The 12,499-nt window shown below is 70.8% G+C and carries 12 protein-coding genes; 7 read left to right on the forward strand and 5 right to left on the reverse strand.

Annotated features, from left to right (window positions below):
* Positions 1-32 precede the first annotated feature (32 nt).
* Positions 33-629: a TetR/AcrR family transcriptional regulator gene (locus ACIF83_RS09555; protein WP_399725005.1), complete on the reverse strand. Its 597-nt coding sequence runs from the start codon at positions 627-629 to the stop codon at positions 33-35.
* Positions 630-739: 110 nt separating this feature from the next.
* Here ACIF83_RS09555 and ACIF83_RS09560 point away from each other — a divergent pair, with 110 nt between their 5' ends.
* A complete protein-coding gene (locus ACIF83_RS09560) occupies positions 740-1,618 on the forward strand; it encodes an NAD(P)-dependent oxidoreductase (protein WP_399725008.1) in 879 nt (292 codons plus the stop codon).
* Between the two features lies 1 nt (position 1,619).
* Here the strand turns inward: ACIF83_RS09560 and ACIF83_RS09565 are convergent, their stop codons facing one another.
* Positions 1,620-2,063: a PPOX class F420-dependent oxidoreductase gene (locus tag ACIF83_RS09565; protein ID WP_399725011.1), complete on the reverse strand. Its 444-nt coding sequence runs from the start codon at positions 2,061-2,063 to the stop codon at positions 1,620-1,622.
* An 89-nt stretch (positions 2,064-2,152) separates the two neighbouring features.
* Here ACIF83_RS09565 and ACIF83_RS09570 point away from each other — a divergent pair, with 89 nt between their 5' ends.
* The 3 genes from ACIF83_RS09570 (at position 2,153) to ACIF83_RS09580 (ending at position 5,371) form a co-directional block, all read left to right on the forward strand.
* The gene (locus tag ACIF83_RS09570) at positions 2,153-2,731 is read left to right on the forward strand and encodes a TetR/AcrR family transcriptional regulator (protein WP_399725014.1); all 579 of its coding nucleotides are present in this window, start codon (positions 2,153-2,155) and stop codon (positions 2,729-2,731) included.
* A complete protein-coding gene (locus ACIF83_RS09575) occupies positions 2,728-4,086 on the forward strand; it encodes an MFS transporter (RefSeq protein ID WP_399725017.1) in 1,359 nt (452 codons plus the stop codon). Before ACIF83_RS09570 ends, ACIF83_RS09575 begins: the two co-directional genes overlap by 4 nt.
* A gap of 61 nt (positions 4,087-4,147) precedes the next feature.
* Positions 4,148-5,371, forward strand: coding sequence for a serine hydrolase domain-containing protein (locus ACIF83_RS09580; protein ID WP_399725020.1), 1,224 nt, complete (start codon positions 4,148-4,150; stop codon positions 5,369-5,371).
* 188 nt (positions 5,372-5,559) lie between these two features.
* Here the strand turns inward: ACIF83_RS09580 and ACIF83_RS09585 are convergent, their stop codons facing one another.
* Positions 5,560-6,087: a GNAT family N-acetyltransferase gene (locus tag ACIF83_RS09585; protein ID WP_399725023.1), complete on the reverse strand. Its 528-nt coding sequence runs from the start codon at positions 6,085-6,087 to the stop codon at positions 5,560-5,562.
* 332 nt (positions 6,088-6,419) lie between these two features.
* Between ACIF83_RS09585 and ACIF83_RS09590 the strand changes: the two genes are divergently transcribed.
* A complete protein-coding gene (locus ACIF83_RS09590) occupies positions 6,420-7,478 on the forward strand; it encodes a zinc-dependent alcohol dehydrogenase family protein (RefSeq protein ID WP_399725026.1) in 1,059 nt (352 codons plus the stop codon).
* Between the two features lie 244 nt (positions 7,479-7,722).
* Positions 7,723-8,991 (forward strand): ATP-binding protein, encoded by a 1,269-nt coding sequence (locus ACIF83_RS09595; RefSeq protein WP_399725029.1) that lies wholly within the window; start codon positions 7,723-7,725, stop codon positions 8,989-8,991.
* 40 nt (positions 8,992-9,031) lie between these two features.
* On the opposite strand, the gene ACIF83_RS09600 is transcribed toward ACIF83_RS09595, so the two are convergent.
* Complete coding sequence (locus ACIF83_RS09600; protein ID WP_399725032.1) at positions 9,032-9,523, reverse strand: DUF5994 family protein; 492 nt, start codon at positions 9,521-9,523, stop codon at positions 9,032-9,034.
* Positions 9,524-9,592: 69 nt separating this feature from the next.
* Entirely contained in the window at positions 9,593-9,865 is a 273-nt protein-coding gene (locus ACIF83_RS09605) for a hypothetical protein (protein WP_399725226.1), read from the reverse strand.
* 852 nt (positions 9,866-10,717) lie between these two features.
* On the opposite strand from ACIF83_RS09605, the gene ACIF83_RS09610 reads away from it, so the two are divergent.
* Positions 10,718-12,484: a SpoIIE family protein phosphatase gene (locus tag ACIF83_RS09610; protein ID WP_399725035.1), complete on the forward strand. Its 1,767-nt coding sequence runs from the start codon at positions 10,718-10,720 to the stop codon at positions 12,482-12,484.
* Positions 12,485-12,499: the final 15 nt, after the last annotated feature.

Here is a 12,499-nt window from a genome sequence, read left to right on the forward strand (position 1 = left end):
GCCGCACGGAACAAGCACCTGCGCGCCGGGCGTCACCCGGAGGAGACCACCGCGGCGTCGAGCAGCGGCCCGAGTTCGCGGACCACGGCCTGCAGCGGGCGTACGTCCTCCTCGGCCCGGGCCATCAGAATCGCGCCCTCCAGGGTGCTGATCATCAGGGTGGCGAGGGAGTCGGCGCGGGCGGCGGGGACGCCCATGCCGGTCAGGGCCTCGGCGACCGGGGCGCGCCAGGTCGCGAACGCCGCGGCGGCCGCCTCGCGCGTGGAGGTGCCCGCGGCAGCACCGTCCACGGTCGCGGCGGCGACCGGGCAGCCGCCGGCGAAGCCATCCGTCTCGTACTCGTCCGTCCACTGGGCCGCCATCGCCGCGAACAGACCGCTCGGCGTCGGCTCGCCCAGGCCTGCGAGGAAGCGGGCGACGCGCTTGCCGGCGTACCGCCCGGCCCAGCCAACGGCCTCGTTGACCAGCTGTTCCTTGCCTCCCGGGAAGTAGTGCTGGAGCGAACCGCGCGGTGCCCCGGCGTGGGCGGCGACGTCCCGCATGCCGGTCGAGCCGACCCCCTCGCGCCGGATCAGCTGGGCCGCGCTGAACACCATCCGCTCGCGCGGCCCGTGCCGCGACTGCGCCATGGCCCACCTCCGATCATCCTCATCCTCGGCCTTCACCCTATGACCAGCGTCATAACACTCGCTACTATGACGGCGGTCATAGTCGGCCGGCAGACGGAAGGGCGGCCCCCGTGCACGTCGGTTTCATCGGTCTCGGAGTGATGGGTCAGCCGATGGCGCTGCGCCTGGCGACCTGCGGCACACCCCTCGTGGTGTGGAACCGGACGCCGGAGCGCACCGCGCCGTTGCGGGCGGTCGGCGCCGAGGTCGCGGCGGACGCCGACGAGGTGTTCGCGCGGGCCGAGGTGGTGCTGCTGATGCTCGCCGACGAGGCCGCGGTCGACACCGTCCTCGGCCGCGGCACCCCCGCCCTCGCCGCACGGGTCGCCGGACGCGTGGTCGTCCACATGGGCACGACCTCCCCCGAGTACTCCCACGCCCTGGAGTCAGACATCCGCGCGGTCGGCGGCCGGTACGTCGAGGCGCCCGTCTCCGGCTCCCGGGTGCCGGCGGAGCAGGGGCAACTGGTGGCGATGCTGGCCGGCGAGGAGTCCGCCGTGGACGTCGTACGACCGCTGCTCGCACCCCTGTGCCGGGAGACCTTCGCGTGCGGCAAGGCGCCGGGCGCACTGCTGATGAAGCTGTCCGTGAACCTCTTCCTGATCACCCTGGTGACCGGGCTGACCGAGGCCTTCCACTTCGCCGACCGGCAGGGTCTGGACCGGCGCCTGTTCCTGGACGTCCTGGACGCGGGCCCGATGGCCAGCGGGGTCTCCCGGATGAAGGCGCCCAAGCTGCGCGAGCGGGACTTCGCGGTGCAGGCGGCCGCCCAGGACGTCCTGAAGAACAACCGGCTCATCGCCGAGGCGGCCCGCAAGGCACACCTGGCCTCGCCCCTGCTCGACGTCTGCCACAGTTTGTTCGAGGAGACGGTGACGCAGGGGTACGGCGGCGAGGACATGGTGGCGGTACTGCGGGCGATCGAGGCGCGGACCGCCGAAGCACCGTAGGTCAGCCCTGGCTCGTCGGGATGCCGTACGCCCGCTCGACGGGCAGCCGCAGCACCAGCCGCCGGTCGCGGACCATCGCGGCCCGGTAGTCGTCCCAGTCCGGATGTTCGCCGAGGACGTCCCGGTAGAGCCGGACCAGCTCCTCGACGGTCTCGTCGTTCGGGTCCTCGGCGACCGGCGACAGCTCGGCCGTGCCCTCGGCGACCGTGTACGCCCAGCGGTCCTGGCTGGTGACGTGATAGGAGGCCCGGGGGTCGCGGCGGAGGTTGCGGGTCTTGGCGCGGTCGTCGGTGATCGAGATCCGGATGACCCGCTCGTCGGGGTAGTAGGCGTGGCTGACGTTCGACAGCTGGGGCCGGCCGTCGCTCTTGAGCGTGACCAGCACTCCGCCTCGCGTCTCGGAGAGCAGCTTGAGCAGGGCGTCCTGCGTCGGGTCCTGAGTCATATGAGGGTCAACTGGCCCGAGGGCATGGGCATTCCCTCGCACGGACACGCGAGTAGACACCGTCTACGCACACCTGGTAGACACTGTCTATGACTGAATCCGGCACGTCGCTGCGCACCCGCCTCGTCGACATCGGCGTGGACCTGGTCGCCGCCGAGGGTGTCCAGGCGCTGACACTCCGGGAGATCGCCCGCCGCGCGGGGGTCTCGCACGGGGCGCCACGCCGCTACTTCCCCACCCATCTGGAACTGCTGTCCGCCATCGCCCGACGGGGGTTCGCCGATCTGGGCGACCGGGTCCGGCCGACGCTCGACGGCACCAGCGACCCACGCGCACAGGTGCGAGAACTGGCCCGCGTCTACCTGGAGTTCGCTCTGGACAACCCGGGCATGTACGAGCTGATGTTCCGCCACGATCTGCTGGAGAGCGGCCACTTGGGACTGCGCGAAACGAGCCTGTCGCTGTTCGCTCTCCTCGCGGACCTCGTCGGCCAGGTCCGCCCCGAGACGGACGCCCGGCGCACGGCGGGCGCCCTGTGGGCGAACCTGCACGGCATCGCCCAGCTGTGGCGCTGGGGCAGCCTTCAACTCGCCACGGCCGAAACGGACTTCAAGGCACTGCTGGACACGGCCCTCCTCGCCCACCTGGGTCCGGAGGGCGGGCGGTGAACCGCCGACTGGCCTTGGTGAGCAGTGTGGGCGCCGTACTCGTCGCCCTCGACGGCACAGTCCTCACGGTCGCCCAGCCCTCCCTGCAGCGGACGCTGCACGCGTCGTACGCGCAGGTGCAGTGGACCAGCACCGCGTACCTCGTGGCGGTGGCGAGCCTGCTGGTGTTCGCGGGCCGCCTCGGCGACCGCTACGGGCAGCGGCGGATGTTCGCGCTCGGCATGCTGGGGTTCGGCGCGGCCTCGGCGGGTGTCGGACTGGCGCCCTCGATCGGCTGGGTAATCGGACTGCGGGCGGCGCAGGGGGTGTTCGGGGCGCTGCTGCAGCCCGCCACGCTCGGGATGCTGCGGGCCGCCTTCCCGCCGGACCGGCTGGCGATGCCGCTCGCGGTACGCACCAGCGCGATCGGGCTGGCGGCGGCAGCGGGGCCGCTGGTGGGCGGGGCACTGGTGAACGGGCTGGGCTGGCAGGCGGTGTTCTTCCTGAGCGTGCCACCGGCCGCAGGCCTCGGACTGGCGGCCCTGGTCCTGCCCGACCCGGACCCCGAGCCAACTCCCCGCACCCCATTGGACCTACCGGGGGCACTGCTTCTCGCCGTGACGCTGGCCTGCCTCGTCCAGACGCTGGTCGCGCTGCCCGCCTCCGGTGCGCCCATCGCCGCCGGGCCGGCCGTTGCCGCGTTCGCCGCTGCCACCTTCGTACGGCACGAACGCCACACCACAAGCCCCCTGCTCCCCCCTGACGTGATCCGCTCACCCGCGGTCGGGGCGGCCCTCACCCTGCTGGTCGCCGCGTCGGCCTCACTCTTCGGCACCCTGTTCGTCGAGACGTACGTGCTGCAGCGCCGGCTCGGCCTCGACCCGTTCCAAAGCGCCCTGCGCAGCCTGCCGTTGGCGGTGCTGATGGTGGGGTCCGCTCCCCTGTGCCCGATGCTGCTGCGCAGGCTGGGCGCACGGCGCACGGGAGCGACGGCAATGGCACTGCTCGCACTCGGCGTCCTGGTCCTGTCCGGGGCAACCGGCGCGCTCGCCCAGGGCTGCGCCTTCGCGCTGCTGGGAGCCGGGTTCGGCACGGTGATGGTGGCGGCCACCCATGTGGTCGTACGCCAGGCCCGGGTGGCGGTGGCCGGAGTGGCAGGGGGTCTGCAGCAGACCGCGCTCAACATCGGGCCCGTCCTCGGCGTGGCCGCGGGCACCGCGCTGATGGGCGCGGGCCCGAGGACGGCGCTGCTCGTGCTCGCCGCAGTGGCCGCGATCGCCGTGCCGGCGGCGCGCGCGCTGCCGGGGCCCGGGGTCGCGTCGATCACACACACCGCTGATGAACAGGTCCGTTCCGGGGTTCCTGCGCGACGATGAGGTGTGCGTTGCGGCGCAGGTGCCTGCCCGCACGCGCGTACGACGCGACCGGAGGAGAGCGATGGCACAGCTGCGACAGGAAGTCGACCCGGACGAGGCCGGACTGGACGCGAAGGCCCTGGACCGCCTCGACCAGCACTTCGCCCAGCACGTCGACGAAGGCCGCCTGCCCGGGTTCCTGTTGGCCGTGGCCCGCGGTGGCCGCGTCGCGCACCTCACCACGTACGGCCACCGGAACGTCGCGGCCGGGCTGCCCGTCGAGACGGACACCCTCTGGCGCATCTACTCCATGACCAAGCCCGTCACAGCGGTCGCGGTGCTGCAACTGGTGGAGGAGGGCCGCCTGTCCCTGGACGACCCGGTCGACCGCTACCTACCGGAATTCGCCGACCCCCAGGTGTACGAGAGCGGTGCGGGCACCGAGGTACGCACACGCCCCGCCTCCGGCCCGATCCTCATCCGGCATCTGCTCACCCACACGGCGGGCCTGACCTTCGGCTTCTACTACAAACACCCCGTGGACGCCCTCTACCGCGAGGCCGGCCTGGAGTCGTCCGTGCCGCCGGGCGCGAACCTGGCCGAGACGATGCAGGTGTACGCGCGCCTGCCCCTGCAGTTCGAGCCAGGCACGCAGTGGAACTATTCCATCGCCTCCAACGTGCTGGGCAGAATCATCGAGGTGGTCTCCTCACAACCCCTGGACGACTACTTCACCGAGCGCATCTTCCGCCCCCTCGGCATGACCGACGCAGGCTTCCACATCACCCCCGAACAGGCCGAGCGACTGGCCGAGATGTACGGCGAGACCGAGGACGGCGGCATCACACCGATCCCGGGACTGCCACTGCGCGGCCGGCCCCGCTTCCTGTCCGGCAGCGGCGGCACGGTCGCCACGGCCCTGGACTTCCACCGCTTCATGGAGATGCTCCGCCGGGGCGGCGAACTGGACGGCACCCGCCTCCTGTCCCCCGACACGGTCGCCCTGATGACCCGCAACCATCTCCCCGGCAACACCGACCTGCGCACCTTCGGCGCCCCCACCCACCAGGAACGCAACAACGACGGCCTCGGCTTCGGCTTCAACGTCTCCGTCGTCATCGACCCCAGCCGCACCCTGGCTCCCCAGGGCCTCGGCACCTACGGCTGGACCGGCGTGGCCACCACGGCCTTCTGGATCGACCCGGGCAACGACCTGACCGTCCAGTTCATGACCCAGGTACGCCCGAAGAAGCTGAAGGTCTTTCCGGAGCTGCGGCGCATGGTGCACGAGGCTCTGGTGGGCTGATCGCTCGGCTACGGTGCTCTCCCGCCGGCAACCCAGGATGCGGGGACACCGGCGTCCAGCGCACGGTCGATCATGCGGGCGGCGATGCCGGTGTACTGCCAACGGGCAGGATCTACGCTGTGGCCTGCGGCCACCGCAAGATCGTCGGTCTTCACACACCGATGATCAGCGGTGGCCGTCACTGTCCCTCAGCCGGCTCCCGGCAGGACCGCACCGTACGGCTGGAGCACCAGGTCGCGCTGGTACCAGGTCCCTGGCTTACCGCCGAGGTGGGCCGGGTCGGCGGGCCCGACGGGGACGAAGCCGGCTTTGGTCAGCACCCTCTGGGACGCGGCATTCTGGTGGGCGGTCGCCGCCCGCAGTGTGCGCAGCCCGTGCCGGGCCGCCGCCGGCCGACACAGCTCCCGGACCGTCGCGGTCGCCACGCCGCGGCCGGCGACGTGCTGCGCGACCCGGTAGCCGAGTTCCGCAGTACGGTCCTCGATGTCGACCAGATTGAACCTGCCCAGTACCGAGCCGTCTTCGGCCACGAGCAGGTAGAAGGCACAGATGCCGGCCTCCTGCTCGGCCAGCAAGGCGTTGTACCGGTCGGTGAACTGATCGAAGAAGTCGTCGCCGCGGTCGGAGACCGAGGCAGCGAAGTAGGCGCGGTTGGCCAGCTCGAAGGCCAGGACCGCCGGGGCATGGCTGGCATGCAGCCGCTTCAGCTCGGGCATTGCTCGACCGTACCCAGGTCGTACGCCGGCCCCCACCTGGTTTCCGTCAGCGGAGGCTGGATTGCAGAGCCTGTCAGTGGCGCTTAGCGTGATGTCGGGGACTCCGGGCCGCACGACCCAGCTCGCTCACATGATCATGGTGGGCGAGTCGGTAAAGGCCTGGAGGGGACCTGCCGCCGATGACGCTCTGCGCACGGGCCTGCTCCGTCGAAGGAGAAAGGTCCGGGGCCTGGTCGCCGACGTGGGTGCCGCCATCGGCATTGTTCCTGTCCAGAACGCCCCCCCGAGTTCGTCTGGCGCTGAGAGACGAAAGGTCACTCATGCCACAATCCATGCGCGCGCTCGTAGCCGGACGGGTTGGCGAGCCGGCCGATGTCCTGCGGCTGGAATCCCGTCCTGTTCCCACGCCAGCAGCCGGCCAGGCGTTGATCCGCGTGAAGGCGACTCCGGTTCACGCCAGTGATCTGCACGTACTGCGCGGCCGCTACGGTTTCTCCCCCGAGTTTCCCGCTGTCGGGGGTCACATGGAATGCGTGGGCCGTATTGAGGCCCTGGGCCCGGACACCGAGGCACTGAAGATCGGCGAGCGCGTGGTGGCCGTTGCCGTCCCGGCGGTACCCGGGCCGCATGTGTCCGGCACTTGGCAGGAATACCTTGTTGCCGATACACGAAGGCTCCTGCCCGTCCCCGACCGACTGAGCGATTCCAGCGCCTGTCAGCTCGCCGTCAACCCGTTGACCGCGTTACTCCTGGTGACTCGCGAACTCGACGTACAGCCGGGTGAATGGTTGTTGCAGACGGCCGCGGGCTCCACCGTCGGCCGGCTCGTCATTCAGCTGGCCAGGCATCTGGGTATACGCACGATCAATGTCGTACGGCGGCGCGCTGCCGTCGAGGAGATCAAGGCGCTTGGTGGTGACGAGGTCATCTGCACTGAGGACGAGGACCTGTTGCAGCGTGTGGCCGAGATCGCAGGATCGGCCGGCGTGCGCAAGGCCATCGACTGTGTCGCGGGCCAGGTGGGTGCCCAGGTGTCCCAGGCGTTGGCTCCGGGAGGAGTTGTCGTGGTCTACGGCGCACTCTCCACCCATCGGCAGACAGACCCGGCAGCGCTGACGATCCCGCTGCTGGCACGCTCGGTCATCTACGAGACCAAGGCAATCCGTGGCTTCTGGCTGAACCGCTGGTTCGGCACTGCCTCACCTGCGGATGCGCTGCGCGCGCTGTCCGAGGTTCGCAGTCTCGTCGCTGATGAAGTGCTGAGCATCCCCCAAGGCGAGCCGTTCCCGCTCGAACGCTTCCCTGAAGCCATCTCGCTCGCCGAAGCACCCGCACATGGCGCGAAACCGCTCTTCGTCTTCGAGGACGGCCGGGACGAAGACGGCAGGTAGGACGCAGACCAGGGGCATCAGGCCGGCGCCCGCGATCAGGTCTCGCCGGAACAGCCTCGGATCGAACTGCTCCTGAGCCGGCCCTTTACTCTCTGTCAGTAGGCAGCAGGCGATTCAGGCGCGTTGCTACCGCACGTCCACGTAGTCGCCGGCCGTCTTGTCGAACGCGATGACGGCGCCTGTCGCGCGCGTCCTCCGTGCACCGGCCGATGATGGGAGTACGGCCGAACACGCGGAGCTGATCATGACGGGTTGGCGTGTCAGGGACTACTCCCAGGACGATCTCGAGGCGGTGGTCCGCGTCGATGCGGAGAGCGGGACGACCGGGGAGCCTCCTCTCTTCCCGCTCTCGGACGCCGTGGCGGCCCTCCAGGCCCTCCACCCGGCGGTGGTGGCCACGGCGGACGACGTGGTCGTCGGCGTCGCAGTGAGCAGAGTGGAGGGCGACCGTGCATGGATCCTGCGCATCTGCATGGCACCTGCCTGGCGGCAACGCGGGCTGGGCAGTGCCCTGATCACGGCCCTTGAGCAACGGCTCTTCGCCGACGGCGTCCGAGCGGTGTACGCGGGCCTGCCCGAGGGCGAGACAGGTGCCGCGGCACTGCACAACTGCGGCTTCGGCGCCCGCTCGGGCCTGGTCCTCTTCACGAAGCGCGGACCGGTGACCCCACAGTCGGCCGGGGTGCTGTCCTCGCTCGGAGCGGAGCTGCCGGCCGGGGGGCTGTGGCAGAAGGTCGCGGGCATGCAGAGGGAGAAACAGCTCATCGAACGCCGCCTCGTCCTGCCCTTGGCCCATCCCGAACTGGCCGCCCGGCACGGAGTGGAACTGCCGCGGGCGGTCATGCTGTTCGGTCCGCCCGGGACCGGCAAGAGCACGTTCGCGCACGCGATCGCCAGCCGTCTGGGATGGCCCTTCCTCGAACTGTTCCCCGCGCGGCTGGCCGCCGAGTACGGCCTGGCGAGCGGCCTGAGCCGTCGCTTCGACGAGATCGCCCAGCTCGACCACGTGCTCGTCTTCATCGACGAGGTCGAGGAGGTCGCCGGGACACGCAGCGGTGCGGACGCGACCGCGGTCGGCGTCGTCAACGAACTGCTCAAGGCTATCGTCCGGTTCCGGAGCCAGGAGGGGCGACTGCTCGTCTGTGCCACGAACAACGTGACCACGCTCGACCCGGCCTTCCTCCGGCACGGCCGCTTCGACTACGTGCTGCCCCTCGGCCCTCCCGACCACACCGCCAGGATCGCACTCTGGAAGAGCTACCTGGCCCGAGCAGGCGCCGAGGCCGACAGCGCGGCACTGGCGTCCGCCAGCGAGGGGTTCACCCCGGCCGACATCGCCCACGTGGCGCGAACCGTCTCCCAGGCTCAGTTCGAGCGCACCTTCGACACCGGAACCCGGACCGCCCCCACCACCGACGACTACCTGGACACGATCCGCGACACCAAGCCCACGGTCAGCGCCGCCATGGCCCAGGAATTCGCCCAGCACACCGAGGAGTTCGCCCGCATCTAGCGTCCTGGCTCGCGGGGATCGCGGCTGCGGTGCGGAGGTGTCAGGTCGGCGAAGACGGCAGGTCGCTGCCGACGTCGATCTCGATGAGGATCTGCTCGGCCTCGGTGACGTTGTCGGCCCGGACGGCCCTGGCCATCGCGGCGCGTGCCGCGTCAGGTGCCGTGTCCGGTGGAACCACCAGCAGGGAGAAATGGTCCCGATCCCCCCGGGTGATGAGGACGGTGTCGTCACCGACCGGGAAGGAGTCGATGTGCACGACCCGGCCGTCGACCGTCAGCCGTGTCGGCAGTTCGTCCCAGGTGCCGGCGTCGAGTCCGACGCGGGTGACAGGTCCGAGATGCTCGGTCAACGCGGTGATCAGCGAGGGAAGCTCGGCACCGATGTCCCGGGACCGCGGCCACCAGGCACCGTCCAGGACTCCCTCGCGTACACGTGTCGTCTCCAGCCTCAGCAGGGCCGTCCCGGGTCTCACCGACTCGTGGACGGCGTCCGGCAGGAACCTGGAAGTGCCGGAGATGTCGGAGTCGGTCATGGTGTCCGCCCGTCCTTCGTATGCCGGTCGCACGCCCCGCGGCGGCCGCACTGCCTCGGTGAACGCGGCTCAGCCACGTGCTTCCTCCTGTGTCTCCATCTGCCGGATCCCCTGGTGCGTCAGCGTGATCATCGCGGGCGTGTTGCCCCTCGCCCAATCGACGACGACCCAGCCTTCGCCCGCCAGATACGTACAGGCAGCGGCCATGTCCTGCTCAGGGATACCGAGGTCGTCGCGGAGCTTCGCCCCGTCGACGCCCAGGAGCCGATTGCCCTCGGCGGCTTCGTACACAGCCCGCAAGATCTTCTCGCGATACGTCTTCCGCTCGCGCAGTGTTGCCATGACGTGCCGTCCTTCGCCGTCCTCGGTCGTGCCGAAGTCGATGTCATCCGCGGTCGCCGTCGCGGTGGGGCGCGTCGGAGCGATCGCGTCCACCGCCGCCCGGCGGTGCCTCCGGGTCCGACGACCGATCCCCGGCAGGGCATCGCCATAGTGGAAGGCGGCGATCCGTTCGGCGTGCTGAGCATTGAGCCGGTGGATCAGAACGACTCCGACGGCGATCGCGACAAGCAACACAGCCGCGGCGATGAGTGTCACGGCTCTCTCACATCCCTTGGCCGGAGGGCGGACGGCCGCCCTGGCAAGCCGATGTGCCGCGGCAGGGCCGACGCCCTGGATGCCCCGCCATCGGTCTCCCACGCTTCTTCCCGGCTTCGGGCATCGACGCTGTCTGTCTCTTCCCGGCCACCGGCGCCTTGCAACCTGCCCGGAACCGGGCGCGCCAGTGTCAGCGAGAAGCGGGCCGGCGGCGAAGGTGCGCGCTCACTCGGTGTCGTACGGTTGATGGTCACGTTCATGGCGCGAACCTGTCCCCGGGCTCGTCTGCGACAGCCCCGGCATTGTTGATCACCGGGAACGACACCCGCGTAGGAGCCGGTGCGCGAAAGACTCCCGGTGCCTTCAGCCTACTCCGCTTCCGAGCCCGAAAATGTGCGTATGACCAGCGATTTTCCTCGCTCGGGAGCGACCGGTCGGAGCCAGTGCAGCGGTGTCGCGCAGGCGCCGTCGTGTCGACCGCGCGGCCGGGTACTCGCAAAGGGACCATCGTGGCACCGATGTCTCCGTGGCCCTGGGGCCAAAGGCCCCGGCGGCGGTGTGGTCTGTGCAGGGAAAGGCGGCGGCGTGGTGGACGGCGTGAGGCCCGACGGAGAGCGGGAGTGGCGGCTGTCGGCAGCGGAGCCGGGTCTGTGGCAGCACGTGGTCGACCAGCTGGGTACGGCCGTGGTCGTGCTGGACCCGGCGGGACTGATCGTCGCGGTCAATCCGGCCGCCGAGCGGCTGCTGGGGCGGGCGGCAGCGGTGATGTACGGGCAGGACCTGCATGACCTGTGCCACCGGGACCCGGGAGGCACCCGGATCCCCCGAGAGCGCTGCCCGCTGCTGCAGGCACTTGCCGAGGGGCGTTCGGCGCGCGGGGACGACGACAGGTGCCTGCGGGGTGACGGACGGCTGATCCCGATCTCCTGGTCGGCCACGCCTCTGACGGACGACGGCGTCTCCCAGGGCATGGTCGTGCTGGTCGTCGAGACCGCGGCGGACCGCCGTGCCCGTAGGGAACGCGCGGAACGGGCGGAACGGGCGGAACGGGCGGAACAGGCGGAACGGGTGGAACGAGCCGCCCATACGAGTGCTCTGGAGAGTCTCACCGAGCGGTTGACACTCCTCGCGGAGATCACCGACGTGCTCGGCCAGACCCTGGAGGTGGACGAGGCCCTCGCCCGGCTGAGCCGGCTTCTGGTTCCCCGCCTGGCCGACTGGGCGGTGGTGGATCTACGGGTCGGCTCCCATCAGGTGCACCGGGTGGCGGTGACCGGCCCCGAGGGCCGTGACGCCGGACAGGAAGACTGGCGTGGTCCACTTCCGTCGGCCGGAGATGCGGCCCACTCGCCCCTGGTGCAGGTGCTGAACGGAGGCGGTCCCGTCCTGCAGGACCGGGCGGACATGGACGCACCACCCGACTCCCCCTTGGCCGCCGTGCACAGTGCCTTCCTCGGAGCAACCGGCGCGGCATCCGTCATCACAGTGCCGCTGGGCAGCAGACGGCAGGTCACCGGTGCCCTGACACTGGTGCGCACCGACCCGGCACGCCCCTTCGGCACCGGCGATGTGGACGTGGTGAGCGACATCGGCCGCCGGGTCGGCCTCGTCATCGACAACGCCCGCCGGTTCGGCCGCCAGCGCGCCGTCGCCGAGGCCATGCAGCGCAACCTCCTTCCCCCGCTGCCCCAGCCCGGCCGGATCCAGCTGGCCGCCCGGTACCAGCCCGCCCCGGCCGGCTCGCAGGTCGGCGGCGACTGGTACGACGCGTTCACCCTGAGGGATGGCACGCTCGCCCTGGTCATCGGCGACGTCGAGGGCCACGATCTGACCGCCGCGGCCGGCATGGCGCAGTTGCACGGCATCCTTCGCTCGCTCGTCTGGGACCACACCGAGCCGACCGGTGCCGTCGTGGACCGTCTCGACAACGCCATGCACGCCATCACGACCGTGCCGACGGCCACCCTCGTCCTCGCCCGGGTGGAAGGCCCGGACACCGGCCCCTGGACGCTGCGCTGGACCAGTGCCGGGCACCCGCCGCCCCTGCTGCTGACCCCCGACGGGAACGCGCAGTACCTCGAAGCCGGGCAGGGACTGCTCCTCGGAGCAGACCTGAGCGCCGGCGGTCATCGGCCGAGCGCCGCCCACGCGCTGCCGCCGGGATCCACGCTCCTGCTCTACACCGACGGCCTGATCGAGGTGCCCGGCAGCGACCTGGACACCGGTCTCGGCCGACTGCGCCGCCATGCCCTCGCCCTCGCCCACGAACCTCTGGACACGCTGTGCGACCGGCTGTCTTCCCGGATGCCCCCCGGCAGCACCGACGACATCGCCCTCCTCGCCCTGCGCCTGCCCATGCCCTGACCGGGTCCGAGGCAT

This window comes from Streptomyces sp. NPDC085866, assembly GCF_044541035.1.
GTDB lineage: Bacteria > Actinomycetota > Actinomycetes > Streptomycetales > Streptomycetaceae > Streptomyces.